This window comes from Serratia sp. ID 25-353 (assembly GCF_054792795.1).
On record NZ_CM139236.1, the window covers coordinates 2,618,805 to 2,645,220 of the forward strand.

Consider the following 26,416-nt stretch of genomic DNA (forward strand, 5'->3'; position numbering starts at 1 on the left):
GTTTATACACTATGATGATATTTACCGTTTAAATTTGCCTTATATACCGTTCCGCTATCTTTCCGATTTCAAAATCGGCCGCTCTGGACTTCAACTCTTGCTCTGAATACACATTTTCACTCAGAACATAGTCCAATTCTTTAGCCAGCATGGTAACATCACCTGGTGTTACCAGACGGCCAAACTTGCCATTTTCAAGGATCTCTTTTGGGCCGCCAGGGCAATTAGTACTGACGACCGGCGTACCGCAACTCAAGGCTTCAACCAACACATTGCCAAATCCTTCCCACTCCGAGCACAAAGCAAATACGCTGGCTTTTTGATAGAACGGGTAAGGATTTTTTTCAAAGCTAAGAATTTGTACGAAAGGCGATATTTGTAAAGAATCAGCCAGCGACATCAATTTATCTTTAGCTGCGTCTTCACCAGCGCCTAGTATCACCAAGCGTGTATTACTCTGCTCCTTTTGCAGCAAAGAAAATGCCTTGATCAGCATTGGGAAGTTTTTCAACTCATGCAGTCGGCCCACGCTTAATACGACCTTCAAATTCGTATCATTGAACCATTCGTGATCGATTGACTCACTCGCCAGTGCCGCCACATTATCCGGTAATACCGGGTTACCAATGACAACGCTTTTTTTGCTGTTCTTACTGATTATCTTATTATTAACCAGATCACTTTCCGTATCATACGAGTTGGAAATAACTTTATCCGCTCGTAGATAAGCCACTCTCATTAGCCATTTGAAGATATTCCTTTTTAGCGTTGGCATTTTTTGAATGCCATGCATGGTGCTTGCCTCTAAAAATATTATCTTCTTCTTTCTCAACAGCAGATGAACCAGCCCAGTCCAAATATTTGAGTCCCGCATAACTGAAATAACGACATCATAATCTATTGATTTAAATGTCGCATATATTTTTTTTAAGCCTCTGCTGGCCACCTTCACGCCGGCATCATAAACTTTAATATTGTCAGAGACCTGCGATCGATAAGGACCTTCTGCATTGAAGGCCAGAATCTTAACCTGGTTGTTTTTTGAGTAATACTCAGCCAAATTCAAGGCGATTCTTTCCGCCCCGCCACCAAAGAAGGTCGGCACGACGATACAAATTTTCTTTCCTTGCAATGCTTGCATATTCGATGACTCTTTTGACAATTATCTTCTGCTTTCAGGATATGCTTTTTACTTTATGCTTTTATTACCGGTAGCTCTTACTCGCTGTGTTTGATCATTTTATTCAATAATTCTTTAAATGCTTTCCCTTCAGAAGGGTGACGGACAGCATATTGTACGAAAGCTTTCATATAACCTAACTTATCACCGCAGTCATGCGACTTTCCGCTCATATGGAAAGCTTCAACATTTTCTTTTTCCATTAGCATTGCGATCGCATCCGTGAGCTGAATTTCACCGCCTGCACCTGCCGGTGTTTTCCGCAACAGATCCCAAATGGAAGATGACAGCACGTAGCGCCCTACAACGGCTAAATTAGACGGTGCATCTTCACGCGCCGGTTTTTCTACTATCGCATTCATTCGCGCGCTTTCACCGGCCTCGATGACGACGCCGCCACAATCAACCACCCCATACTTTGAAACATCTTGTTCTGGTACAGGTTCGACCATAATTTGACTGCATCCCGTTTCAGCAAAACGGCGTTGCATCGATGCCAAATTGTCAGCGGTAAGATCTGCAGATTCTTCGTCGAGCAAAACATCAGGCAAGATCACAACAAAGGGTTCATCGCCCACCATCGGCTCTGCACAAAGGACAGCATGACCCAGTCCTTTTGCCTGGCCCTGCCGCACTTGCATAATAGTGACATCAGGTGGGCAAATGCTCTTTACTTCGGCGAGTAGTTGACGCTTCACACGCGCTTCCAGCATGGCTTCCAGTTCAAAAGAGGTATCGAAATGGTTCTCTATCGCATTCTTTGAAGAGTGAGTGACCAAAATGATATCTTTGATACCTGCCAATACGCATTCATTAACAATGTATTGGATCAATGGTTTATCGACAACAGGCAACATTTCTTTTGGAATGGCCTTAGTCGCAGGGAGCATTCGAGTTCCCAAACCAGCTACCGGAATTACTGCTTTCATTCGTTTATACATTTGTCCTTCCATATAACTCTGTACATGTCGATTCATACATGGGTTATTATTCAACCACCACACCGGGATTACCGCAGCGTATCCGCCAAAAAAAGGCACGCTACCGCCCTTGGCTCTCAGTTACCAACCCGCTGTGCCTGCACCAATGCTCATACTGATTAAAAAATCTCCTCGAGGAGATCATAATCATCTGTTTTTATTGAATATCAACCTTCATGAAGACACGCCTTATAATGAAAAAGTTAATGCGTCTCACCACATTTTATCTAAGATTCTTATACTATTAGTTTAGCGACACAAGCCAAAGATGGCGCTCACCGACCTTTTCAGAATAAGACTACTCATCACCATGACCTGCCCGTAGTGTAGCCGTATTGCCAATAGGCAATACGCTGATTTTCAAAAAATTTATTCCCCAACTTTCTCCATCGTAGCCGACTTGCTGGGCCACTGGGGAAATTCCCGTCCTCACTGCCGGCTTTTGTGGTGTTTTTTAAGTCATGTTTGAGCTATCAGCATTGATAGTGAATTCACCGTGAGATATTTACGGTTTTTTAAAGTTGAATTTTGCCGCCTCAACGCCCATCATTCCCGAGCGGCATAAGCCGTAGAACTTACAGGTGAAATTGGGCGTATGGAATGGATCGCTGATCCAACAATTTGGGCTGGCCTGGCCACGTTGGTCGTGCTGGAAATCGTGCTGGGTATAGACAACCTTGTCTTCATCGCCATTCTGGCGGACAAATTACCAAAACAACAAAGAGATAAGGCCCGTGTCGTCGGTCTGTTGCTGGCGCTGGTCATGCGTCTGGCGCTGCTCGCCTCCATCTCGTGGCTGGCGACGCTGACCAAACCGATGTTCATCGTCGCGGAGCACCCCTTCAGCGGCCGCGATCTGATCATGCTGGTCGGCGGGATATTCCTGCTGTTCAAAGCCACCATGGAGCTCAATGAGCGGCTGGAAGGCAAGGATGAAGAGCAACACGGCGCGCGCAAAGGCGCACGTTTCTGGCCAGTCGTGGCGCAGATCGTAGTACTGGACGCCGTTTTCTCGCTCGACTCGGTGATCACTGCGGTTGGGATGGTCGATCACCTGGCGGTGATGATGATCGCGGTCTGTATCGCCATCGGCCTGATGCTGCTGGCCAGCAAACCGCTGACGCGTTTCGTCAACGCTCACCCGACTATCGTTATCCTGTGTCTGAGCTTCCTGCTGATGATTGGCTTTAGTCTGGTGGCGGAGGGCTTCGGCTATCACATTCCGAAAGGCTACCTCTACGCGGCGATCGGTTTCTCGGTAATGATCGAAGCATTGAACCAGCTGGCGCAGTTCAACCGCCGTCGCTTCCTGTCGAAGGTGCGGCCACTGCGCGAGCGTACCGCCGAGGCGGTGCTACGCATGCTGAGTGGCAAACATGAAGAGGCGGAGGTCGACAGCCATTCCGCCAACCTGCTGGCCGACAGCGACAGCGAAAACGGCGAGATCTTCAACCAGCAAGAGCGGCGCATGATCGAACGCGTACTCGGCATGGCGCAGCGCACGGTCAGTAGCATCATGACCTCGCGTCACGACGTCGAATACCTTGAGCTGAACGATCCGCAGGAAAAGCTGACGCAATTGCTGGAGCGCAATCAGCACACGCGCATCGTGGTGGTGGAAAGCAGCGCCAGCGATGAGCCGTTGGGCGTGATCCATACCATCGACGTCCTCAAACAGCAGTTGGCGCAGGCGCCGCTGGATCTGCGCGCGCTGATACGCCAACCGCTGATCTTCCCGGAACAGCTCACGCTGTTAAGCGCCCTGGAGCAATTCCGCCAGGCGCAGACGCACTTTGCCTTTGTGGTCGACGAGTTCGGCTCCGTCGAAGGCATCGTCACCCTGACGGACGTGATGGAAACCATCGCCGGCAATCTGCCGGAGGCCGGCGAAGAGGTGGACGCTCGCCATGACATTCAGCAAAACGAGGACGGTAGCTGGATTGCCAACGGCTATATGCCGCTGGAAGATCTGGTGCTGTACCTGCCGATGCCGCTGGAAGAAAAGCGCGAATATCACACGCTGGCGGGTCTGCTGATGGAACACAGCCAGCGCGTGCCGCAAGAAGGCGAACAAATCAAGATTGGTGACTACCTGTTCGAGCCATTGGAGGTCAACAGCCACCGTATCCTGAAAGTGAAGATCACCCCGCCACCCCCACCGGAGGACTACGAGGTTTAACATTGAGGCCGGGCATCGCCCGGCCTTTCTTTTACTGGGGAACCAGCAGCTCCGTCGCCACGATCACCACCACCAACCCGACAATCACCGGCACCGAAGTACGCTTCACCACGTCAAAAGGCGAGATTTTCGCCATGCCAGAGACCGCCACCACCACGCCGGAGACCGGCGACAACGTACGGCCGAGATTAGACGCCTGCAGCATAGGGATCACCAGATAGGCAGGATTTACACCCATCTGCGCCGCCAGTTTCGGGATCAGTTCGACAAACGCATAGAACGGCGCATTGCCGGAACCGGTGGTCATGGCCGCCAGCATGGTGATCACCACCAGCACCAACATCATGATCAAACCGCCGGTGCCGAACGACTGCGCCAGCCCGATCAAGCCGCTGATAAAGCCGACGGTGCTCAGCCCCTGCGCGAACACACCCGCGGCCACCAGCAGCATCACCACGCTGGCGAAAGCGTCCGCCATACCGCGATAGGCCACTTCCAGGCCGCTGAATACCTGCTTGGCGCTGAAGCTGCGCACGAACTCGATCAATGCCGCCAACAGCATGCACCCCACCAACACGGTAATGATGTGCAGCTCAGGCCCCCATTTGCCGTCGAAGATCAGCACGCCGAGGATCGGCGTAAACGGCAATACAGCGTAAAAACCCGGCGCGTGCGTTTTTATTTCGCTGGCGTCCATAATGTGGTGCTGTTCATCACTCTTCTTATCGAGATAACGCTGCCAGAAAAAGTGCGCCACGGCCATGCAGACGATGGCGGCAATCGAGATAGGCAGCGTGGTTTTGAACGCGAAGTCCACCAGCGGCATCTCCGCCGCCTTGGCTGCCAGCACCACGTCGCCAGAGGTCGGTGCCAGAATAATCGCCGCCGGCGAAGCGCAAATGGCCGCCGCCGCGCCGCGGCTAATGCCAACGTTCACCATCAACGGGAACAGCGTCGCCATCAGCAATACGCCGAGGCCGGTAGCGGAAGAGACCGCCAATGACATCAGGCAAGCGACAAAATAGGCCGCCACCATCAGCAGATAAGGCGAGTTGATCATCTGCAACGGGCGCGAGGCCAGCTTGACGACCACGTCGTTGGCGCCGATATGCGTCATGTAGGCGGCGAAACCGCACAGCATCATGATCATCATGCCCAGATCGCCGCCGCGGCTCATCAGCAAGATCTTGACGTATTCGATAATGTCGGTCGCGCGCCAGCCGGTAGACGCGGCGCCGGATGGCAACAGCGTTTTCCCCATCAGGGCGCTGATGCCAAGCAGCAGCAACCCTCCCACCATCAAGACGCCAGTGGCGGAATACCCTTTGATGATGTAACGGCCCACGCCCGCCGCCACCGCCGCGCCAATAAGAAGCTCTATCATGTTTCCTCAACTCGTCATGTTTTCGCGCCCAGGCGCATCGCAATCGCAGAATAGGTTCCTACTCTGCACAAACTGAGCACGTTTCTTCATGACCTTCATCAAGGTAACGGAGGGAAATTATCGCGAGGAGCATCGATATTGACGCGGGCCACAGTATGGCCCGCGTTGGGGAATTACAGTTTGTCGAGCAGCTTTTTCAGATCCTGGCCTTCGCGCGAATCCTTGTTCTTTTCAGCCCATTTGTTCAACGCATCTTTGGCCCGATCCTGCAGCGTTTTGCGCAGCACCTGATCGACCTGCAGTTGGTAATTCAGCTGTTGCCACGGCCCGTAAACCCGCAGCGGGATCGGCGTTTTTTGCAGTTGCTCGATCAGTTCACCCCGCCCTTGCCAGCCGCCCGTGACGCGCACGTTAAGTGCCATATCACACTGTTTTCCCGGCATATCGATACTGCCGGCGCCGGTCAGCGCCAGCAAAGGCGAATCCGCCGTCAGGCTGCTGAGTTTGACTATGCCCTGGCTCAGGCTGGCCTGCGCCGAGACGCTTTTGACTTCGGTATAACGCTGATAGCTGTCTTGCCCGCGCACGCTGTTATCGTTGCGCGCCACCGCCTGTTGGATCAATTGCTGAATGTTCAGGCCGTGCAACTGCGCATCCTGCATCGTCAGCTGCGCCGTACCGCGCCAACGGTGCTCAAATGACTGTGAAGAAAGGCGATCGCCGGTCAAATCCCCTTTCATGCTGAATTTGCCGGTCAGCATCTGCGGCATGTCGAAGGCTTTGAGCACCGTGCCGAGCTCAACCTGGTTCAGGGTCGGCTTCACGTTTATCACCGGTTTATTGCCGCGTGCGTCGAGCGATCCCGGCAAGGAGAAATCGCCGCCGGCCAATTGCCCGGCAAGTTTATGCAGCGTCAACAGGCCGCGTTGATTATCCGCCGCGACGGCTAACTGGGTAACGTTCATACCGCGGTAGGTCAACTGCGCCGCCTGCAGATTCAGCTGTGCATTGAAATCGCGCAGCGCTTCCAGGTTCTGCTGCCGATCGTCAACCTGGCTGGCGATTACCGGTGCAGCGGTCACGGCGGGCTGCTCGGCGGTATTGGTGCTGGATTGCCAACCGGAAAGCGCGTCAAGATCGAGATTAGCCGAATTCAGGTTCACCACATAGCCGGGCACCGTCCCCAGGCTGGCGCTGATATCGCCGGTCAACTGGCTGTTATTGGCACTGACGTTCAGCTGGCTGACGGCAATTTGCGCCGGCGTCTGCTTATAGACCACCTGAGCATTACCCTCGCCTTGAATACCGCCGTTCGGAATATCCGCCCCCGACAATTGGTAATTGAACTGGGTCACCTTCGCGCCGATCTGGTGCGGGAACTGCTGCAGATCGATATCGGCCGCCATGCTGAAGGCTAGGTCGCGCTGATCGCGGTTGACCCGGCTGGAAATGTCCAGCTGCGCCTGCCGTTTCTCCGTTTGCTGCAGGGTAAGATTGATGTCCCGGACATTGATTTGCTCGTTGTCGGCACGCTGCCAAATCAACAGGCTGTCCACGACGCGCAGGTTATCGATGTCGAACTTCCAGGCCGCGTCTGCCGCATCAGCGCCGCTGCCGGCCGGCGCAATCGGGGCGTCCACTTGCGAGTGCTCTTCACTGTCGGGCGTGAGGCGAATGACGGCATTTTTCAACATCACCTGTTTCACAAACAGCTGATGCGACAGCAGCGGCAACAGTTTGACGTCAAGACGCATGTTTTCCGCGCTCACCACCGGCGCCTTGGCGCCCGGCGCAGTCAGCGTCATGCGCCCGGCCAAAATGCTGAGCTGCGGCCAGATATGCCAACGCAGGTCGCCTTCGAGCGTTAGCTGGTAGCCGCTCTTCTGCTCGACCTTTTTGACCATGTAACCGCGAAAATCATTCGGATTGACCAGCAGTACCAGCGCGGACATTCCCGCCACCACGACCACCAGTAAAATCGCCAATGTCGTCAGTAATCTTCTCATGCCACCCTCTTGTCAGCGCCACACCGACGGTGCATCCCGCGCCGTTAGTCCTTGTCGATTCGACTGGCTACTGCGCCCTGCTGATCGCGATATTTTGCGTCCTGCCGGCTGTTGTATGGCCGGGCCGCCGGGCCGGACAACGGCTCAAAGCTCAAAGCGCCAATCAGCATCCCCGGCCGCAGCGCCAGCGGCAGCTTGCCGGAGTTGTAAAACTCCAGCACGATGCGCCCGTGCCAACCCGGATCGATACGGTGCGCGGTCACGTGCACCATCAGCCCCAGACGCGCCAGAGAAGAACGGCCGTCGAGCCAACCCACGAGATCGTTCGGCAGCGTCACGGATTCGAACGTCACCGCCAGGGCCAGTTCGCCGGGATGAAGGAAGAACGCCTCGCCTTCCGGCAGGACAATCTCGTCGCTCATCACGCGATCCAGCGCGGCGCTGACTTCGTCTTTCGGCCCGCTAAGATCGATAAAAGGCGCGGTATGGCCGCGGAACACGCGGAACTGATTGCCCAAACGGACATCTACTGTGGCCCCGTTGATGCGTTCGAGCGGCGGGCGCGGGGAAATCACCAGTTTCTCGCTATCCAGCCAGGCTTCTATATCGCGGTCGCACAGTCTCATGTCTTTCTTCTCCATCAAAACGCGTAACTAAACAAAAATTGCCACACAACGGGCGAAAGGTCTACGCCGGGGTGCAAATAGTTGGCCGCCGGCCGGAAATACGCATTTCCGGCCATTAAGCGGCATTATTCAAAGAATTGGCTGATTTTGGCTTTCAGAATATCGATCGCAATGCGGTTTTTGCCGCCGCGCGGGACGATGATATCGGCGTATTGTTTGGAAGGTTCGATAAACTGCAGGAACATCGGACGCACGGTTTTCTGGTATTGCGCCATTACCGAATCCATCGAGCGGCCGCGCTCGTTGACGTCGCGCTTCATGCGGCGCATCAGGCAGATATCGAGCGGCGTGTCGACAAAGATCGAGAAGTTCATCTCCTGGCGCAGGCGGATATCCGTCAGCAGCAAGATCCCTTCCAGAATGATCACTTTTTTAGGTTCGAGATGGACGGTTTCTTTCTTGCGCGTGTGCTCGGTGTAGCTGTACAGCGGCAGTTCGATCGCCTTGCCGGCCTTCAGCATTTGCAGATGCTGGAACAGCAGGTTGTGATCCATGGCGCTCGGGTGGTCATAGTTGGTTTTGACCCGTTCTTCCATGGTCAGGTGAGTCTGGTCTTTATAGTAACTGTCTTCTGGAATAACGCCGATGTGCTCATCGCCGACCTGCTCGCGGAGTTCGCGGTACAACGTGCTGGCAATAAGGCTTTTTCCGGAGGCAGATGCGCCAGCTATACCAATAATGACGCACTGATGCGGATTGTCAGTCATAAAATTAAAGACCTGATTTCGTAATGTGAAGGGGGGAACTAAAACGCGACAATTATAGGGAGTCGCCGGGGATTCCGCCACTGTATATTACGCGGCGGCGGGCGAATTCGGGCTGCTACGCCACGGGCACGCAGCATTTTAAGAATCTCGCGGCTAGGGCAACGCGCCGTAACGGGTTACACTCCCCGGCGCTGACTTTTGCTCCCCGCCCCCTTCATCGGAGATTGATGTGCTGGATTGGTATTTTCTGACTTTTTTCGGCGACAGTATGCTACTGCTGCCCTGCGCGCTGATTCTGTTTTTATTGCTGCTCATCTCTCCCACCACCCGCGCGGCAGGCTGGCAGTGGGCGCTGATCTTCGGATTCACCGGCGGGCTGGTCTGCCTGTCCAAACTGGCCTTTATGGGCTGGGGCATAGGCAGCGAGCGCTATGATTTCACCGGATTCAGCGGCCATTCAGCCCTCGCGGCAAGCATCTGGCCGCCACTGCTCTGGACGTTGACCGGCCGCTTTTCCCACCCAATACGTAGCATCGCTTTGCTGACCGGGTGGATATTGCCTTTCGCCATCGGCGTTTCGCGGCTGGAAATTCGCGTTCACTCGGTATCAGAGGTGATCAGCGGGCTGATTTTAGGCTATCTGGCCAGCGCACTGTTCCTGTGGTTGCAGCGAAGCAAAACGCGCCCGCATCTCTCTTGGCCGCACTTCGCCATCGCGCTGGCCTTGCCATTAGCGCTGATGGGGCAGCGGCAGCCGGCTCCCACCCAGGGGTTGCTGGAGCATATCGCCAAAACGCTGGCGCAGATCGAACGTCCCTATACCCGGGCAGATTTGCACAACCCTGTCCGCATCCCATAAAAAAACCCGGCGTTTAAGCCGGGTTCTTGCTTTGCGATAGGCAGATTACAGCGCGCGGAATGCAATCTCTGTCGGGATCGCCTCGCCCTGCCAATACATCTGCGCAGCCACGCGACCGGCCAGTTGACGATACATTTCGGCGAATTCGCTGTCCGGGCGGCTTATCACGGTCGGCGTACCGCGATCCAGGTCTTCGCGCAGCGAGATATGCAGCGGCATCTGCCCCAGCAGACGGCTGTGGTATTTCTGCACCAGCTTCTCGGCGCCGCCGGTGCCGAAGATCGGCTCATGGTGACCGCAGTTGCTGCAGATGTGCACGCTCATGTTCTCCACGATGCCCAGCACCGGCACATGCACTTTCTCGAACATCACGATGCCCTTGGCGGCATCCAGCAAAGCGATATCCTGCGGGGTGGTAACCACCAGCGCGCCGGTCACCGGAATGTTCTGCGACAGCGTCAGCTGGATGTCGCCGGTGCCCGGCGGCATGTCCAGCACCAGGTAATCCAGATCCGGCCACAGCGTATCCTGCAGCAGTTGCATCAGCGCCTTGCTGGCCATCGGGCCGCGCCACACCATGGCGTTGTCGTCGGTCACCAGGTAACCGATGGAGTTGGTCGCCAGGCCGTGCGCCACGATCGGCGCCATGTGCTGACCGTCCGGCGAAGTCGGCCGCTCGTGTTCGGTGCCCAGCATATTGGGGATCGACGGGCCGTAAATGTCGGCGTCCAGAATACCGACCTTGGCCCCTTCGGCGACCAGCGCCAGCGCCAGGTTGACGGCGGTGGTGGATTTCCCCACCCCGCCTTTGCCGGAGCTGACGGCGATGATATTGCGCACGCCTTTGATCCCGGCCTGGCCGTTGGCACGCTTCAGCGTCGTGATATCGTGTTTTAGCTTCCAGTCGATGGCGCCGGCGCCGGTCACGCGCAGCAATTCGGGGCCGACGCTCGCCTGCAGCGCCTCAAAACCGCTCTGCCAGGCAAACGGCATCGTCAGTTCGATATGCAGCACATCGTCCAGCAACGCGCAGTGATGGATGGCCTTCAATGCGGTCAGGTTGTTTTTCAACGTCGGGTGTTCAAAGGCGGCCAGTACACCGGTCACCAGGGCGCGCAGAACTTCGGGGTTGGTCTGCTCAGGGGATTTTGCGTTCATCCCGGCTCCTTGATTTTGAATGGGTAGCTTCCGGCTAAGCATATCAGAACTGCGCTGCCGCTGGCGCATATAACCTGCAAGAAACCGCCCTAGCAGCGAAGGGCGCGATCGGTTAACATCGAAGGCCCTTTTATTCATTACAGAAAGCAAGTTCTCACTATGGCTCAAGTCGCGAAAAAATTATTGGTGACGTGCGCGCTACCGTACGCAAATGGTTCCATCCATCTCGGCCACATGCTCGAGCACATCCAGGCGGATATCTGGGTGCGTTACCAACGAATGCGCGGCCACGAAGTGCATTTCATCTGCGCGGACGACGCGCACGGCACGCCGATCATGCTGAAAGCGCAGCAACTGGGCGTGAAACCGGAAGAAATGATCGCGGAGATGAGCCAGGAGCACCAACAGGATTTCGCCGGCTTTGGCATCAGCTATGACAACTACCATTCGACCCATAGCGATGAAAACCGCGAGCTGTCCACCCTGATTTACAGCCGCTTGAAAGAAAACGGTTTTATCAAGAACCGCACCATTTCTCAGCTGTACGATCCGGAGAAAGGCATGTTCCTGCCGGACCGTTTCGTGAAAGGCACCTGCCCGAAATGCAAATCGCCCGATCAGTACGGCGACAACTGCGAAGTGTGCGGCACCACCTACAGCCCGACGGAACTGATCGATCCGAAGTCCGTGGTTTCCGGCGCGACGCCGGTGATGCGCGACTCCGAACACTTCTTCTTCGACCTGCCGGCCTTCAGCGAAATGCTGCAGGCGTGGACGCGCTCCGGCGCGCTGCAAGAGCAAGTGGCGAACAAGATGCAGGAGTGGTTCGAATCCGGCCTGCAGCAGTGGGACATCTCCCGCGATGCGCCTTACTTCGGCTTCGAGATCCCGGATGCGCCGGGCAAATACTTCTACGTCTGGCTGGACGCGCCGATCGGCTACATGGGCTCCTTCAAGAACCTGTGCGACAAGCGCGGCGATCTGGACTTCGACGAGTTCTGGCGCAAAGACTCCACTACCGAGCTGTATCACTTTATCGGCAAGGACATCGTCTACTTCCACAGCCTGTTCTGGCCGGCGATGCTGGAAGGCAGCAACTTCCGCAAACCGACCAACCTGTTCGTGCACGGCTACGTGACGGTGAACGGCGCCAAAATGTCCAAGTCGCGCGGCACCTTCATCAAGGCCGGCACCTACCTGCAGCATCTGGACGCCGACTGCCTGCGCTATTACTACGCCGCCAAGCTCTCTTCACGCATTGATGACATCGATCTCAATCTGGAAGACTTCGTGCAGCGCGTAAACGCGGATATCGTCAACAAGGTGGTGAACCTGGCGTCGCGCAACGCCGGCTTTATCAACAAACGCTTCGGCGGCAAGCTGGCCGACAGCCTGGCCGATCCGGCGCTGTACCAGACCTTCGTCGACGCGGCGCAGAGCATCGCCGACGCTTACGCCGGCCGCGAGTTCAGCCGCGCGATCCGCGAAATCATGGCGCTGGCCGATCTGGCCAACCGTTACGTGGATGAGCAGGCACCTTGGGTGGTGGCGAAGGAAGAAGGCCGCGACGCCGATCTGCAGGCCATCTGCTCGATGGGCATCAACCTGTTCCGCGTGCTGATGACTTACCTGAAGCCGGTGCTGCCTTCGCTGACCGAACGCGCCGAAGCGTTCCTCAATGCCGAGCTGAGCTGGGACACGATCCCGCAGCCGCTGCTGGGCCATCAGGTGAACGCATTCAAAGCGCTGTTCAACCGCATCGATCTGGACAAGGTCAGCGAGATGGTCAACGCCTCGAAGGAAGACATGGCCGCCGCCAAACCGGTGACAGGTCCATTGGCCGATGATCCGATCCAGGAAACCATCGCCTTCGACGACTTCGCCAAGGTGGACATGCGCATCGCCCTGATCAAGAGCGCCGACTTTGTCGAAGGCTCTGACAAACTGCTGAAACTGCAGCTGGACCTGGGCGGCGAATCGCGCCAGATCTTCTCCGGCATTCGCTCCGCTTACCCGGATCCGAAAGCGCTGGAAGGCCGCCTGACCATCATGGTCGCCAACCTGGCGCCGCGCAAAATGCGTTTCGGCGTTTCGGAAGGCATGGTGATGGCGGCGGGCCCCGGCGGGAAAGAGATCTTCCTGCTGAGCCCGGACAGCGGCGCACAGCCTGGCATGCAGGTCAAGTAACCGCACCGGCGCGTTACATCAAGGGTCGAGCTTGCTCGGCCCTTTTTTATTACCCCGTCCCCAGCGTTATAAACAGTAAGAAAAAGTCATAACCGCTCTGATTCCCTCGTCCGCCGCATCCCGCTATGATGCTCTGCAACAACAAATAGACGTCCAGATAGAAAGACTGCTATAACAGACCTTCACCGGGACCGTTTACCCGCTTTTTTGGAGCCTATAATAATGAAAAACCTCAAGACTTCGCTGCTCGCCCTCAGCCTTCTGGCCGCCCTGCCGTTGCAGGCGGCGGAAAACGCCGCCGTGCCGGCCGCCATCGCTCAGCATCAGGGGCCGGTGCGCATCGCGGTGATCCGCAACCTCGGATCCGACGACAACACCACGCAATTTTTGGCGGGCGCCATTCAGGAAGGACGCAAGCTGGGCTTCAAGGTGGACACCTTCCTCAGCAACGGCGACGACGCGCGCTTCCAGGACTTCGTCAACCAGGCTATCAGCCAGAAATATGACGGCATCATTCTCTCGCAGGGGCGAGCCCCCTATTCCACCGAGCTGGTCAAACGCATCGCGGCGGCCGGCATCGCCGTCGCGGCTTTCGATACCGACGTCAGCGGCAGCGTTCCCGGCGTCACCGTCTCGCAGCAGGACGACGCTTCGCTGGCCAACGCCTCCTTCGGCCAGCTGGTGAAGGATTTCAACGGCCAGGCCAATATCATCAAACTCTGGGTGGCCGGCTTCCCGCCGATGGAACGCCGCCAGGCCGCCTATCAGCAGCTGCTGAAACAGCATCCGGGCATTCACGAGCTGGAATCGATCGGCGCGGTCTCCTCCGACGTACAGGGCGATACCGCCAATAAAGTGGGCGCGGTGCTGGCGAAATACCCGAAAGGCAAGATCGACGCCATCTGGGGCACCTGGGATGCCTTTACCCAGGGCGCTTACAAGGCGTTGAAGGAGAACGGGCGTACCGAAATCAAGCTGTACAGCATCGATATTTCCAACCAGGACTTGCAGTTGATGCGCGAAGCCGGCAGCCCGTGGCAGGTCAGCGTGGCGGTGGATCCGAAGCTTATCGGCGCGATCAACCTGCGCCTGGTGGCCAACAAGATCGCCGGGGAAAGCACGCCGGACAGCTATCAGTTCAAAGCGACGGTCATTCCGCAGGCGCTGTTACAGGCGCAGCCGGGGCCGGTCAACGTCGCCGGGCTGGCAAAGATCATCCCCGGCTGGGGCAGCAGCAGCGACTTCGTGCAGCCGTGGTTCGCCACGCTGCAGGCCGAACACGGTAAATAATGCTTTTTTTGACGAGGCTGGCGACGCAGCCTCTGTTTTTAAACTAATTATCGGCTTTCCCCTTCCGTCCTCGCCAAAATACGCTATGTTATCTGCATTACCCAATAACTGTATGCATAAACAGGCTTCGAATGAAGGGATTTCCCCCGCTGATCAACGTACTGCTGGCCAGTTCGCTGGTGTTGACCATCGGCCGCGGCGTGACGCTGCCGTTCATCACTATCTACCTCACCGAGCATTTCCATCTGCTGCCGAAGAGCGTGGGCGTGATCCTGGGTGTCAGCCTGACCCTCGGCATCCTTGCGAGCCTGTACGGCGGCTATCTGGTAGACAAATTCAGCAAGAACCGCCTGATCCTGCTGTCGATTTTATTGTTTGCGCTGAGCTTCTTCGCCCTTCCCTGGATCCCGCGCCCCGGCGGCGTGATCGTGGTGCTGGCGATCCTGCATACCTGTTATTCGGTGCTGAGCATCACCATTAAGGCCTGCTTCGCCGACTGGCTGCCGGTCGAGCAGCGCATCAAGGCTTTCTCAATCAACTACACATTGGTCAACGTCGGCTGGGCGATCGGCTCTGCGCTCGGCGTCCTGGTGGCCGGGCTTAGCCCACTGCTGCCGTTTTACCTGTCGGGCGGGTTGGCGCTGGCGACGGTGGCGGCGCTCAGCCTGCGCTTGCGCGGCCAGGAACAGCGCCCAACGCCAACCGCCAGCGTACCGGCCGCGCTCCCCAACTTCCGCCAGACGCTGACTATCCTGCACAGCGATCGGCGGCTGATCTACTTCACTCTCGGCAGCACCCTGGGCGCCGTGGTGTTCGGTCAGTTCACCGGCTATCTGTCGCAGTACCTGATCACCGTCTCCAGCGCCGAGTTTGCCTACAAAATCATCGGGCTGGTGATGATTGTCAACGCCAGCATCGTCATCGCCCTGCAATACCTGCTCAGCCGCGGCATGCGCCAGGAAAACATGCTGCGCTGGCTGGTGCTGGGCACGCTGTTTTTCATCATCGGGCTGCTTGGTTTCATGGTGGCCGGCCAGGCGGTCTGGCTATGGCTGGCGGCGATGGCGGTATTTACCCTCGGCGAAATCATCGTTATCCCGGTAGAGTACATGTTTATCGACTTTATCGCGCCGCCGCACCTGAAAGGCAGCTACTATGGGGTACAAAATCTCAGCGCGCTGGGCGGCGCCATCAACCCGGTGCTGTGCGGGGTGCTGCTCAGCTATGCCGCACCGCCGTGGATGTTCGTGATGCTGATCGTCGCGGCGCTGCTCAGCCTGCTGTTTTTCTTTTGCGGTTATCGAACATCACCGGATGATTGCACGGGGTATGCAAAACGCTAGCCCCCTCTTCTACTACGTTGGACTGAAAAAGCTCAATGACGGGAAAAGAATGTGATAAGCCATGTTGGAACGATGGTAGTCTTAATCCTAAAAAGGCAGCGGCAAGCTGCTCATGCTTGTAACATGGCCCTATTCATATGAAAATCTGCCACGGCAAAATCGGAATATACCCTTCTATAGCAAAGCAAGTTAAAATCAAAGTGTTAATCGTTATTTTGCCCTAAAATGCCGCAATTAAGCCCATTGCTGGCAACACAATATGAAGCACACAGCGTTTTGGTAGCTGCAAACCAAGGGCGGTAGCGTGCTTAAGCCGTTTCTCTGCTCGTCAGCAGCCTCATTGTGGATCGATTCAAACGGTGCCGGGGCTGCTCTGCGGAGGGGAACTGTAGTGATATCATCCATACTATGCCCGGTCTCACCTATATATTTAGTCAACGAGTAGCTTTCTGGTCAGCGCCTCTGCGCAATAGCCCAGAGATAACCTGCACTGTAAGCTTTTAAAAATCATGTTTGATAAACCGGCTCAAACATGGCGGGCTCGAACCGGATTCATTAAAGACAGGAGTGGAGATGAGCAAGTTGAAGGCGATTATCCCGGTGGCAGGACTGGGAATGCGAATGTTACCGGCGACCAAAGCCATCCCTAAAGAAATGCTGCCCATTGTCGATAAACCTGTCATTCAATTCATTGTTAATGAATGCGCCCAGGCAGGTATCGAAGAAATTATCCTCGTTACCCACTCATCAAAGAATGCGATAGAGAATCATTTTGATACGTCGTTCGAGCTGGAAGCGATGCTCGAATCACGAGTAAAACGCCAGCTATTGGATGAGGTTCAATCTATCTGCCCGAAAGGCGTCAAGTTGATGCATGTTCGCCAAGGTCAGCCCAAGGGGCTGGGACATGCGGTACTCTGCGCTAAACCGATTGTCGGCAATTCGCCGTTTGTAGTGTTATTGCCAGATGTGATTATCGATGACGTTTTGGCCGATCCACGCCAGGATAACCTGGCAAAAATGATAAACAGATTTAATGACACTGGGGTCAGCCAGGTATTGATTAAGCAAGGCGATGCCGAAATGTTGCATAATTATTCTGCTGTAGAATGCGATAAGCAATGCCTGAAGCCCGGTGAAGGTGCCACCATCTTGTCCCTGATCGAGAAACCGGAAAAAGAAGCTATCTCACAGGCCAATTATGCCGCTGTCGGTCGATACGTGCTCTCTTCCGACATCTGGCCTATTCTAGAGAAAACGGAACCTGGCGCCTGGGGGCGGATACAACTGACGGATGCAATTGCCAATCTGCTTGATAAGTATCCTGTTGAAGCCCTCCGTTTAAAGGGTGAGTCTTACAACTGCGGTGAGAAAATCGGCTATATGCAGGCCTTTTTAACTTATGCTATGCGTCACCCCAACCAGGGAGAAGAGTTCAGCCATTGGCTGCAACAATGGTCTTCTGCCGCTGGGTGATTAGTGTAAAATTCATACCAGAAGCGATCAGACGGCACCACAGTACGCAGTTGACGTCAAACCTGACGCTGTATAGAGAACTGAATGCTACTAAATAGAACAAATAATCCTTTTCTGTTTTACTTCGGCTGGGAACGCATTTCTCTGTAAAACCGGAAGACCTACCAGATTATTTGTAATGATATTTACATTGAAAGTGATGATAACTAGATGGCTAACCGACAACTTAAATTAATTTCCATACTCGTTTCGCTTAGTATGCTCAGCGGCTGTACCGTTATTCCGGGTACACATCTTTCCACCTCAGGAAAAAATGTTGTAAAACAAGATGATGCTGATTACAAAATCGATGACCTGGTCAATATTTACCCACTAACGCCCAAGCTAATCGAGAAAATGCGGCCGATTCCCGTCGTCGCTCAACCTAACTCCTCTCTCGATAACGCTCTACGCAGTTACGAATATAAAATTGGTGTTGGCGATGTCCTCAACGTAACAGTTTGGGATCACCCAGAGCTGACAACGCCTGCAGGCCAGTACCGCAGTGCCAGCGATACCGGGAACTGGGTGCATTCAGACGGCACGATATTCTATCCTTATATCGGCAAGGTCAGGGTTGTCGGCAAAACCGTGACGCAAATCCGCACTGAAATAGCTAATCGCCTGGCGCAATATATCGAGAGCCCGCAAGTGGATGTCAGCATCGCTGCCTTCCGTTCGCAAAAAGCCTACGTGACCGGCGAAGTCGCTAAATCAGGCCAGCAGCCTATCACTAACGTGCCGCTAACGATTCTCGACGCGATCAATAACGCAGAAGGCCTGACCGAGAATGCCGACTGGCGTAACGTTATTCTCACCCACAATGGCAAAGAAGAACGTATCTCTCTGCAACAGCTCATGCAGAATGGCGATTTGATGCAAAACCGGCTGCTGTATCCGGGTGATATTCTCTACATCCCGCGTAACGACGATCTGAAAGTCTTCGTGATGGGTGAAGTGAAAAATCAATCGACCCTGAAGATGGATCGCAGCGGTATGACCCTGACCGAAGCCTTAGGCAACGGCAACGGCCTGGAGCAAAATATCGCTGACGCTACCGGCATCTTTGTTATCCGCCCTCTTCGCGGAACGCAAGGGAAAAAGCTGGCGGATATCTATCAGTTGAACTTGTCGGATGCAACCGCCTTTGTGATGGGCGCCGAGTTCCGTCTACAGCCTTATGACGTGGTCTATGTGACAGCAGCGCCTATCGCAAGATGGAACCGTCTGATTGGCCAACTCTACCCAACCATAGAAAGCTTCAACAATCTGAGCGAAGGTTCGTTGCGTATTCGTAACTGGCCGTAGAGGTAGCTATGTTTGATTCGATTCTCGTCGTATGTGTGGGGAATATTTGCCGTTCGCCGACTGGCGAACGGATGTTAAAACGTCTTCTGCCCCATAAAAAAATCGCCTCTGCGGGTCTAGGGGCCATGGTCGGCCATCCAGCAGACCCTTCAGCTATGGCTGTTGCCGAACAAAACGGCCTATCGCTGGAGCACCATTCAGGCACCCAACTGACTAAAGAACTCTGCCGCGAATATTCCCTTATCTTGGTCATGGAGAGGAAACACATCGACGGCGTCTGCCGATTGGCGCCTGAAGTCAGGGGGAAAACCATGCTTTTTGCTCACTGGCTTGCGCAAAAGGACATCCCCGATCCCTATGGGAAAAGCGCCGAGGCGTTTGATTTCGTCTATCGCCAACTGGACGAATCGGCAAAGAAATGGGCAACTGTTTTAAATAAATAACCAGAGATGACAATGACAGACAATATTCGTAGCCGAAGCACAGACAATAGAAGTGAAGAGATCGACCTCGGTCGTTTGTTCGGTACATTGATAGATAATCGCTGGCTTATTATTGCAATCACGGCATTATTTTCTGTAGCCAGTATCATTTATGTACTATTTTCAACGCCCGTATATCAGGCGGATGCATTGGTCCAGGTGGAACAGAATGCTGGCAATTCAATTCTGAACAACTTGTCTGAAATGCTTCCTAACAGCCAGCCGATGTCCAGCACTGAAATCGAGTTGATCAAATCTCGACTGGTAACAGGCAAAACGGTTGACGATCTCGATCTGGAAACGGTGATAGAGCAAAAATACTTTCCGATCTTTGGCCGAGGCTGGGCTCGTCTGACCAATGAAGAGCCGGCACAGATCGCCTTGTCTCGTTTCACTGTGCCAGAATATATGCTGGATAAACCTCTGGAACTCACCGTTGTCAACGACAAAGAGTATGTGCTGGATTTCGATGGCACCGAGGTTCTCAAAGGCCAGATCGGGCAGTTTGCGCAAGCCCACGGCGTCACGCTGCTGGTCAGCTCCTATCTCGGTAAACCTGGCACCGTATTCACGCTAACACGTGTACCACAGCTTTCCGCTATCAACGCTCTGCTGAAATCACTGGTTGTTGAAGATAAAGGCAAGGATACCGGTGTCTTGGCCTTGAGCTTTACAGGGGAAAATGCGTCTTCGGTACGAAAAATTCTCGACAGCATCACCAGGAATTACCTGCTGCAAAACGTCGAGCGTAAATCTGAAGAAGCGGGTAAGAGCCTGCAGTTTCTTGAAAAACAGCTTCCCGATGTTCGCAGTTCACTCGATGCGGCGGAAAGTAAGCTTAATCAGTTCCGCCAAGCCAATGACTCTGTAGATTTGTCTTTGGAAGCCAAGTCGGTTCTCGATACCATTGTTTCCGTTGAATCCCAGCTGAATGAATTGACCTTCAAAGAAGCGGAGATTTCCAAGCTCTACACGAAGGAACACCCTGCCTATCGCGCACTATTGGAAAAACGCAAGACACTGCAAAACGAGAAAGAGAAACTGAACAAACGCGTTTCAGGCATGCCTAAAACGCAGCAAGAGATTCTGAAATTAACCCGTGATGTTCAGGCTGGGCAAGAGATTTACATGCAGTTGCTGAACAAACAGCAGGAACTCGGCATCACCAAAGCGAGCACCGTAGGTAATGTCCGCATTGTCGACTCGGCTGTGACCCAATTACGCCCTGTCGCGCCGAAGAAAACGCTGATTGTCTTGTTAGTGACGATCGTCGGTTTTATTGTCTCTTCAGCACTCGTTCTCTTGAAAAATATGCTGCATCGCGGCGTAGAAAACTCAGAAGAATTGGAAGAGCGCGGTATCAATGTGTATGCCAGTATTCCTCTGTCTGAGTGGCAACAAAAGTCAGACCGTGAAACGTTACTGCGGGGCGGCAAAAAGAAAAACACGCGTTCAGATTCACTGCTGGCAATAGGCAACCCTGCCGACCTGGCCATTGAAGCGATTCGCAGCCTGCGAACCAGCCTTCACTTCGCCATGCTCGAATCAAAAAACAATATCTTAATGATTTCCGGGGCAAGTCCTAATATTGGTAAAACATTTGTCAGCATAAACCTGGCAGCCGTTATTGCCCAATCAGGACAACGTATACTGGTCATCGACGCCGACATGCGTAAAGGCTACTCACACGCCCTGCTTAACGTCAATTGGAATAATGGTCTCTCTGATATCCTGTCCGGGCAGACTACCGCTGAGCAAGCCGTGCGAAAAACCAGCGTTGATAATATGGACTTTATTCCACGTGGCCAGATCCCGCCGAACCCATCTGAGTTGTTGATGAATGATCGCTGCAGTGCGTTATTAAAATGGGCTAGTGAACATTATGATATCGTGCTGATCGATACGCCTCCGGTGCTTGCCGTGACTGACTCTTCGATTATCGGGCGCATGGCGGGTACTGTTCTGATGGTAGCGCGCTTCGGCGTCAACACCGCTAAAGAAATTGAAGTCAGTATCAACCGTTTCCAACAGAATGGGATCGATACTCGCGGCGTCATTCTCAACGCCATTGAAAAGCGCGCCAGTAGCTACTACGGCGGCTATGGATATTATAACTACAGTTACAAAAACAATAGCTAATAGTCTATTATGCACCCGCGAATTTTATATTCCGGGTGCAATTTGTGTTTATCCCGCACTGAGCAAAAAAATAATTATTAATAGAGCCCCCTTTCACTTCGGAGTGTTGATGAAAAGATATACTGTTTTGGATAGTTTTAGGGGAATATGTGCGCTTTGTGTGGCTTTACATCATCTGAATGTCACTGGCAGCATTACTGAATGGGCTATATTTAGAAATTCCACCTATATGGTTGAATTCTTCTTTATCCTTAGCGGTTTTGTATTAACTCACAGTTATTTTAGCCGAGACTTCAACAAAATCACTCTGGCTAATTTCGTCATCAGCCGCAGTTTTAGACTTTTCCCACTTCATATTATTATGCTGCTCGTATTCCTGCTTTTCGAGTTTGGGAAACTCGCTGCTCAAAATTATGGATTTTACTTTAATAAGCCGGCATTTACGGAACTGAGTGCACCAACGGAATTCATTCCTAATCTGTTGCTGCTGCAATCCTGGATTCCTTCCGCCGAGAGTCTCTCCTTTAACTACCCTTCATGGAGCATCAGTGTAGAGTATTACCTTTATCTTGTTTTTGGTGGCGTCCTCTTCTTCAGCAATGACAGGAAAAGTATCGCAATCGCGCTATTCGCACTGCTGTCAGTATGGGGTTTTTACTCTTTGCTGAGTCATAATCTATTGCTTAAAGATGATGCATTCCGCGGTATCTCTTGTTTCTTTTTTGGCTCGCTCATTTACTTTATTCACTCAAGAATAGCCAATATAAATATCAACAAGTATGTGGCGTCTCTACTGGAAATGGCCATTATCCTTGCCTGTTTCTTCTGTATGACTTTACCTATCGAAAACAAGGGTGTTACCGTCAGTATACTGTATGGCTTAGCTATTATTATTTTCTCTGGTGAATTCGGTATCTTCTCGTCATTGTTAAAATCGACGTTCTTCCAAAACTTGGGTAAACATTCATTTTCCATTTATATGACCCATGCAGCAATAATTTTCCTGATGGTCAGTGGCGCGATGATACTATCAAAACTATTGGGCGTTGAACTAAGCTACTCTCAAACTAATCCGTACGGAAATCCAATAAGATATATAAACCTAGGCAATGCTACGATTAACAACATCCTTGTTTTTTGTTTTCTTGCCGTCATTCTATTCGTATCGAAGCTGTCATACGATAGCATTGAAAAAAGATCCATAAGATATGGAAAGAAATGCCAAATAAATCACACAGTGCAAAATGATACTAACCAGCAGTCTACTCAGTAATTTTCACTGAATTGAAACAGAATATTAGATATTCATGCGCAGAGCTTTGCAATGAAAATAATGCGAACGTATCTTCCAAATAGATTTTTACTGCTTTTTTTATTTATCTCTTTCTTTTCGGGTGTCGTGAGTCTGGCATCCGTAGTATTGAATATGGCCATATTGAAGCTTTGGAAAGAAGCCTTCATGGCCTTAATGTTGGTTGTTGCCATTTGCTACTCAGGTGGCCGAATCAGTGCAAAATCAATCATACCGACAATAATACTTTTAGCTATTCTCATCTTTGCGATTCTCACTATCGCGACAAATTTCAACAGTAAAAATTTTATTGTTTTTTATCAGTTGAAGTTTGATGTACTGCCAATGCTTTTTTTAATCGCAGTATTGATCATTTTATCTAAACAATCGCTGCAGGATCTCGAAGCCCTCTGCATGAGCGTTGCCAAGATGATGTTTTTCTTGGGCGGGCTCAATGCCGTTGCGATTATTCTTCAGCAACTTTTCCCAGATTCCTTCATGGGGCTACTTGGCTTAAGCGCCGGTGAATGGGGAAGTGACAGCGGCGTTCGATTAAACTCGACCGAAGGCAATATCCGGGCCATCGGGTTCCAGCTTGCTTTCACCATGTCCGGTGTGCTCATGTTTTTCTGCTTGGTTGTGTCATTCGAAGCACGGAAGCTATTCGCAGGTAAACGCTGGCCATTGTTCTTCTCGCCGTTATTTATCGTTGCCATCATCTGCACAACATATAAGACAGCCATTTTGGCTGCATTGGTGTATTTGCTGACTAAAGTGATTGAGTTTCTATTCAGAAGAACGTCGGGCATTATCGTGTTCTGCATGGGGCTCGTCATATTCTCAATGTTCTGTTACTCAACGCATAGCTATGATGTCTATGAAATTGTTAGAAAATATAATGAAAATGCGGCGTACAACTCAATTTACCTGCGCGTCTGGGAACATTTAAAGATCCTCTCAGACCTGGACTCAACGGGAAAAATTCTTTTCGGTGCAGGCTTGGGTCTGAATGGTACCTTCGGTCTCGATAAGTCACTCTATGGAATACAAGCAATACCTATTGATAGCGCCTATATCTATATGGTCAGCAACTATGGATTTGTTGGCTTCTTCACTTATCTTGCTCTGATGGTCTACTTGCAATTCAAGTTGTACAAGATCAAGCATTTTGACATTTTCGGCGCCAGATATTTTGTGTTCTTTACGCTCACTATCGAACTGTTCTATAACCTTGGACTCGGAAACTTCCCGAACAACATTCTGCTGATACTGTTCGTCGCCATTCCATTTGTGCTTCATAGGAAGTCTTTGGACGAGCAACGCGCGCTTAATTCTGCAGGTGTGGAACACCAACCCTATTGAGATCGCCTTTATCTTTATATTGTTACAAACCAGCAACACTCTGCTCATGAACAATGCATGCAGAGGGTTGCTGGTTTGCTCTCCTCTTACCCCCCCTCCTTGCTGCACTCCTCCCTGTCATGATTTTTTGTGAGCTATAGCACACTGCCCAACTTAATTGTATGATGAATGCATCAGTTAAACGGGAAAAGACAATGGCCAACGTGCTCACACTGTGCTGGAAATACCTGAGAGCCCTGCTCCTCATCTATCTTTGTCTGTTCGTCGGCAACGCGCTGGCGGCGCTGCTGCCGTTCGCCATTCCCGGCAGCATCCTCGGCATGCTGCTGCTGTTCGCCCTGCTCTCTACCCAAATTATGCCGGCCAAATGGGTCAAACCCGGCTGCCATTTGCTGATCCGCTACATGGTGCTGCTGTTCGTGCCGATCGGCGTCGGGGTGATGAAATACTATGACCAGATCGTCGCGCATCTGGGCCCACTGGTTATTTCTTGCCTCATCAGCACGCTGATGGTGCTGGTGGTGGTCGGCTATACCTCACACTATTTTCACCGCGAGCGTCGCATCGTCGGTAAGCCCGACGACACGGAGGGTAACCCATGATCCATGAAATCTGGTGGTCGCTGCCGCTAACGCTGGCGGTCTATTTCGCCGCGCGCTGGCTGGCGCGTAAGCTGAACATGCCACTGCTCAACCCGCTGCTGGTGTCCATGGCGGTGATCATCCCGCTGCTGCTACTCACCGGCATCTCCTATGAGCGCTACTTTCAGGGCAGCAAAATCCTCAACGATCTGCTGCAGCCGGCGGTCGTCGCGCTGGCCTTCCCGCTGTATGAACAGCTGCACCAGATCCGCGCGCGCTGGAAGTCGATTATCGCGGTGTGCTTCATCGGCAGCCTGACCGCCATGATCAGCGGCGGCGCCATCGCCCTGTGGCTGGGCGCCACGCCGGAAATCGCCGCCTCTATCCTGCCGAAATCGGTCACTACGCCGATCGCCATGGCCGTCGCGGACTCGCTCGGCGGCATTCCGGCGATCAGCGCGGTCTGTGTCATTTTCGTCGGTATCCTCGGCGCCGTGCTCGGCCATACGCTGTTCAACCTGTTGAAAATCACCACCCACTCGGCGCGCGGCCTGGCGATGGGCACCGCATCCCACGCGCTGGGCACCGCACGCTGCGCGGAGATGGACTACCAGGAAGGCGCTTTCGGCTCGCTGGCGCTGGTGATCTGCGGCATTATCACCTCGCTGCTGGCGCCGTTCCTGTTCCCGGTGCTGCTGCATCTGTTCGGTTGAATACGTTGAAACTTGCGATACATCTCGCATTTATGTATCTCATTGCATTAATTTCATCGATTAAGAGACATTAATCACACTTTAATGTCTCTGGCCTGCCTAGAATGTTATCCCGTTAACCTGTAGAGAGACTTTCTATGCATCCGCGTTTTCACACCGCGTTCAGCGCACTGCCCGCGACACTGCAATCCGCCCTGCAGCCCTATCTGGACGCGCCTGACTTTCCGGCGATGTTCACGGCCGAGCAAGCGGCGGCGATCCGCACAGGCTGCGGACTGGACGATGATGCGCTGGCATTCGCGCTGCTGCCGCTGGCGGCGGCCTGCTCGTTAACCCCAATATCGCACTTCCACGTCGGTGCCATCGCACGCGGGCAAAGTGGCAACCTCTATTTCGGTGCCAATATGGAATTCAGCGGCGCACCGCTGCAGCAAACCGTGCATGCGGAACAGTGCGCGGTTACCCATGCCTGGCTGCGCGGTGAACCGGCACTGGCTTCGGTCACCGTCAACTACACGCCGTGCGGCCATTGCCGTCAGTTTATGAATGAGCTGAACAGCGGCGGCGATCTGCAGATCCGTCTGCCGGGCCGCGCGCCGGCCACGCTGGCGGACTATCTGCCGGACGCCTTCGGCCCGAAAGATCTGGATATCGCTTCGCTGCTGATGGACAAGGTCGATCACGGCCACCGGCTGGCGCTGGACGATGCGTTGACGCAGGCGGCGCTGGCGGCGGCCAATCAGAGCCACGCACCGTACAGCAACGCCCACAGCGGCGTGGCGCTGGAAACGCAGGACGGTAACCTCTACGCCGGCCGCTATGCAGAAAACGCCGCCTTCAACCCGAGCCTGCCGCCGTTGCAGGCCGCGCTGATCCTGCTGAACCTCTCCGGCGGCGATTGTCTGAACATCCGCCGCGCCGTGCTGGTCGAACCGCAAGAGGCGATCCTCAGCCAGTGGGACGCCACCCGCGCCACGCTGGCGGCACTGGGCTGCCAAAACGTCAGCCGCGCCGCGTTCTAAGCGCACCACGGCGGAGCCATCCGGTTCCGCCGCTAACAGCCCCG

At 53.6% G+C, this 26,416-nt stretch carries 21 protein-coding genes; 14 read left to right on the top strand and 7 right to left on the bottom strand.

Features of this window, described 5'->3' with window-relative positions; all coding sequences use genetic code 11:
- Positions 1–28: 28 nt before the first annotated feature.
- Positions 29–1,141 carry a glycosyltransferase gene (locus ACYF6X_RS12630; RefSeq protein ID WP_130018799.1) on the bottom strand — a complete coding sequence of 371 codons (1,113 nt, stop codon included), beginning with the start codon at positions 1,139–1,141 and terminating at the stop codon, positions 29–31.
- A 77-nt stretch (positions 1,142–1,218) separates the two neighbouring features.
- Complete coding sequence (gene galU / locus ACYF6X_RS12635) at positions 1,219–2,121, bottom strand: UTP--glucose-1-phosphate uridylyltransferase GalU (protein ID WP_130018798.1); 903 nt, start codon at positions 2,119–2,121, stop codon at positions 1,219–1,221.
- Positions 2,122–2,755: 634 nt separating this feature from the next.
- Between galU and ACYF6X_RS12640 the strand changes: the two genes are divergently transcribed.
- Positions 2,756–4,339 carry a TerC family protein gene (locus ACYF6X_RS12640; RefSeq protein WP_060440356.1) on the top strand — a complete coding sequence of 528 codons (1,584 nt, stop codon included), beginning with the start codon at positions 2,756–2,758 and terminating at the stop codon, positions 4,337–4,339.
- Positions 4,340–4,370: 31 nt separating this feature from the next.
- On the opposite strand, the gene dcuC is transcribed toward ACYF6X_RS12640, so the two are convergent.
- From dcuC to udk, 4 genes are all read right to left on the bottom strand, one after another.
- Positions 4,371–5,723 carry an anaerobic C4-dicarboxylate transporter DcuC gene (dcuC, locus tag ACYF6X_RS12645; protein ID WP_107227461.1) on the bottom strand — a complete coding sequence of 451 codons (1,353 nt, stop codon included), beginning with the start codon at positions 5,721–5,723 and terminating at the stop codon, positions 4,371–4,373.
- A gap of 173 nt (positions 5,724–5,896) precedes the next feature.
- The gene (gene asmA / locus ACYF6X_RS12650; RefSeq protein WP_130018797.1) at positions 5,897–7,729 is read right to left on the bottom strand and encodes an outer membrane assembly protein AsmA; all 1,833 of its coding nucleotides are present in this window, start codon (positions 7,727–7,729) and stop codon (positions 5,897–5,899) included.
- Between the two features lie 44 nt (positions 7,730–7,773).
- On the bottom strand, positions 7,774–8,355 hold the full coding sequence (gene dcd, locus ACYF6X_RS12655) for a dCTP deaminase (RefSeq protein ID WP_004938917.1): 582 nt from the start codon (positions 8,353–8,355) through the stop codon (positions 7,774–7,776).
- A 125-nt stretch (positions 8,356–8,480) separates the two neighbouring features.
- The gene (udk, locus tag ACYF6X_RS12660; protein WP_004938922.1) at positions 8,481–9,122 is read right to left on the bottom strand and encodes a uridine kinase; all 642 of its coding nucleotides are present in this window, start codon (positions 9,120–9,122) and stop codon (positions 8,481–8,483) included.
- 229 nt (positions 9,123–9,351) lie between these two features.
- Between udk and ACYF6X_RS12665 the strand changes: the two genes are divergently transcribed.
- The gene (locus ACYF6X_RS12665) at positions 9,352–9,981 is read left to right on the top strand and encodes a phosphatase PAP2 family protein (protein WP_130018796.1); all 630 of its coding nucleotides are present in this window, start codon (positions 9,352–9,354) and stop codon (positions 9,979–9,981) included.
- Positions 9,982–10,026: 45 nt separating this feature from the next.
- Here the strand turns inward: ACYF6X_RS12665 and apbC are convergent, their stop codons facing one another.
- Positions 10,027–11,139, bottom strand: a complete 1,113-nt coding sequence (gene apbC, locus ACYF6X_RS12670; RefSeq protein WP_130018795.1) for an iron-sulfur cluster carrier protein ApbC — start codon at positions 11,137–11,139, stop codon at positions 10,027–10,029.
- Between the two features lie 159 nt (positions 11,140–11,298).
- Between apbC and metG the strand changes: the two genes are divergently transcribed.
- The 12 genes from metG (at position 11,299) to cdd (ending at position 26,372) form a co-directional block, all read left to right on the top strand.
- On the top strand, positions 11,299–13,326 hold the full coding sequence (gene metG / locus ACYF6X_RS12675; RefSeq protein ID WP_130018794.1) for a methionine--tRNA ligase: 2,028 nt from the start codon (positions 11,299–11,301) through the stop codon (positions 13,324–13,326).
- A 222-nt stretch (positions 13,327–13,548) separates the two neighbouring features.
- On the top strand, positions 13,549–14,616 hold the full coding sequence (locus ACYF6X_RS12680) for a sugar ABC transporter substrate-binding protein (RefSeq protein WP_063989318.1): 1,068 nt from the start codon (positions 13,549–13,551) through the stop codon (positions 14,614–14,616).
- A 131-nt stretch (positions 14,617–14,747) separates the two neighbouring features.
- Positions 14,748–15,959, top strand: a complete 1,212-nt coding sequence (locus tag ACYF6X_RS12685) for an MFS transporter (protein ID WP_130018793.1) — start codon at positions 14,748–14,750, stop codon at positions 15,957–15,959.
- Positions 15,960–16,574: 615 nt separating this feature from the next.
- Positions 16,575–17,435: a UTP--glucose-1-phosphate uridylyltransferase gene (locus ACYF6X_RS12690; protein ID WP_406880050.1), complete on the top strand. Its 861-nt coding sequence runs from the start codon at positions 16,575–16,577 to the stop codon at positions 17,433–17,435.
- Between the two features lie 210 nt (positions 17,436–17,645).
- Positions 17,646–18,782 carry a polysaccharide export protein gene (locus ACYF6X_RS12695; RefSeq protein WP_130018791.1) on the top strand — a complete coding sequence of 379 codons (1,137 nt, stop codon included), beginning with the start codon at positions 17,646–17,648 and terminating at the stop codon, positions 18,780–18,782.
- Between the two features lie 8 nt (positions 18,783–18,790).
- Positions 18,791–19,225: an arsenate reductase/protein-tyrosine-phosphatase family protein gene (locus tag ACYF6X_RS12700; RefSeq protein WP_102984989.1), complete on the top strand. Its 435-nt coding sequence runs from the start codon at positions 18,791–18,793 to the stop codon at positions 19,223–19,225.
- 12 nt (positions 19,226–19,237) lie between these two features.
- Positions 19,238–21,403: a tyrosine-protein kinase Wzc gene (gene wzc / locus ACYF6X_RS12705; RefSeq protein WP_130018790.1), complete on the top strand. Its 2,166-nt coding sequence runs from the start codon at positions 19,238–19,240 to the stop codon at positions 21,401–21,403.
- Between the two features lie 109 nt (positions 21,404–21,512).
- Positions 21,513–22,676, top strand: coding sequence for an acyltransferase family protein (locus ACYF6X_RS12710; protein WP_165384409.1), 1,164 nt, complete (start codon positions 21,513–21,515; stop codon positions 22,674–22,676).
- Between the two features lie 60 nt (positions 22,677–22,736).
- On the top strand, positions 22,737–24,056 hold the full coding sequence (locus tag ACYF6X_RS12715) for a hypothetical protein (RefSeq protein ID WP_197816426.1): 1,320 nt from the start codon (positions 22,737–22,739) through the stop codon (positions 24,054–24,056).
- Positions 24,057–24,250: 194 nt separating this feature from the next.
- Complete coding sequence (locus ACYF6X_RS12720; RefSeq protein ID WP_063989316.1) at positions 24,251–24,658, top strand: CidA/LrgA family protein; 408 nt, start codon at positions 24,251–24,253, stop codon at positions 24,656–24,658.
- Entirely contained in the window at positions 24,655–25,350 is a 696-nt protein-coding gene (locus ACYF6X_RS12725) for a CidB/LrgB family autolysis modulator (RefSeq protein ID WP_063989315.1), read from the top strand. The genes ACYF6X_RS12720 and ACYF6X_RS12725 overlap by 4 nt, the downstream gene beginning before the upstream one ends.
- A gap of 137 nt (positions 25,351–25,487) precedes the next feature.
- Entirely contained in the window at positions 25,488–26,372 is an 885-nt protein-coding gene (cdd, locus tag ACYF6X_RS12730) for a cytidine deaminase (RefSeq protein ID WP_063989314.1), read from the top strand.
- Positions 26,373–26,416 lie beyond the last annotated feature (44 nt).

Excerpts from the sequence above, each read along its gene's own strand:
- cdd (WP_063989314.1), top strand. The coding sequence starts at position 25,488 with ATGCATCCGCGTTTTCACACCGCGTTCAGCGCACTGCCCGCGACACTG.
- ACYF6X_RS12690 (WP_406880050.1), top strand. The coding sequence starts at position 16,575 with ATGCGAATGTTACCGGCGACCAAAGCCATCCCTAAAGAAATGCTGCCC.
- ACYF6X_RS12720 (WP_063989316.1), top strand. The coding sequence starts at position 24,251 with ATGGCCAACGTGCTCACACTGTGCTGGAAATACCTGAGAGCCCTGCTC.
- apbC (WP_130018795.1), bottom strand. The coding sequence starts at position 11,139 with ATGAACGCAAAATCCCCTGAGCAGACCAACCCCGAAGTTCTGCGCGCC.
- udk (WP_004938922.1), bottom strand. The coding sequence starts at position 9,122 with ATGACTGACAATCCGCATCAGTGCGTCATTATTGGTATAGCTGGCGCA.
- dcd (WP_004938917.1), bottom strand. The coding sequence starts at position 8,355 with ATGAGACTGTGCGACCGCGATATAGAAGCCTGGCTGGATAGCGAGAAA.
- ACYF6X_RS12695 (WP_130018791.1), top strand. The coding sequence starts at position 17,646 with ATGGCTAACCGACAACTTAAATTAATTTCCATACTCGTTTCGCTTAGT.
- ACYF6X_RS12725 (WP_063989315.1), top strand. The coding sequence starts at position 24,655 with ATGATCCATGAAATCTGGTGGTCGCTGCCGCTAACGCTGGCGGTCTAT.
- ACYF6X_RS12640 (WP_060440356.1), top strand. The coding sequence starts at position 2,756 with ATGGAATGGATCGCTGATCCAACAATTTGGGCTGGCCTGGCCACGTTG.
- ACYF6X_RS12710 (WP_165384409.1), top strand. The coding sequence starts at position 21,513 with ATGAAAAGATATACTGTTTTGGATAGTTTTAGGGGAATATGTGCGCTT.
- wzc (WP_130018790.1), top strand. The coding sequence starts at position 19,238 with ATGACAGACAATATTCGTAGCCGAAGCACAGACAATAGAAGTGAAGAG.
- metG (WP_130018794.1), top strand. The coding sequence starts at position 11,299 with ATGGCTCAAGTCGCGAAAAAATTATTGGTGACGTGCGCGCTACCGTAC.
- galU (WP_130018798.1), bottom strand. The coding sequence starts at position 2,121 with ATGTATAAACGAATGAAAGCAGTAATTCCGGTAGCTGGTTTGGGAACT.
- dcuC (WP_107227461.1), bottom strand. The coding sequence starts at position 5,723 with ATGATAGAGCTTCTTATTGGCGCGGCGGTGGCGGCGGGCGTGGGCCGT.
- asmA (WP_130018797.1), bottom strand. The coding sequence starts at position 7,729 with ATGAGAAGATTACTGACGACATTGGCGATTTTACTGGTGGTCGTGGTG.
- ACYF6X_RS12680 (WP_063989318.1), top strand. The coding sequence starts at position 13,549 with ATGAAAAACCTCAAGACTTCGCTGCTCGCCCTCAGCCTTCTGGCCGCC.
- ACYF6X_RS12685 (WP_130018793.1), top strand. The coding sequence starts at position 14,748 with ATGAAGGGATTTCCCCCGCTGATCAACGTACTGCTGGCCAGTTCGCTG.
- ACYF6X_RS12700 (WP_102984989.1), top strand. The coding sequence starts at position 18,791 with ATGTTTGATTCGATTCTCGTCGTATGTGTGGGGAATATTTGCCGTTCG.
- ACYF6X_RS12630 (WP_130018799.1), bottom strand. The coding sequence starts at position 1,141 with ATGCAAGCATTGCAAGGAAAGAAAATTTGTATCGTCGTGCCGACCTTC.
- ACYF6X_RS12715 (WP_197816426.1), top strand. The coding sequence starts at position 22,737 with ATGCGAACGTATCTTCCAAATAGATTTTTACTGCTTTTTTTATTTATC.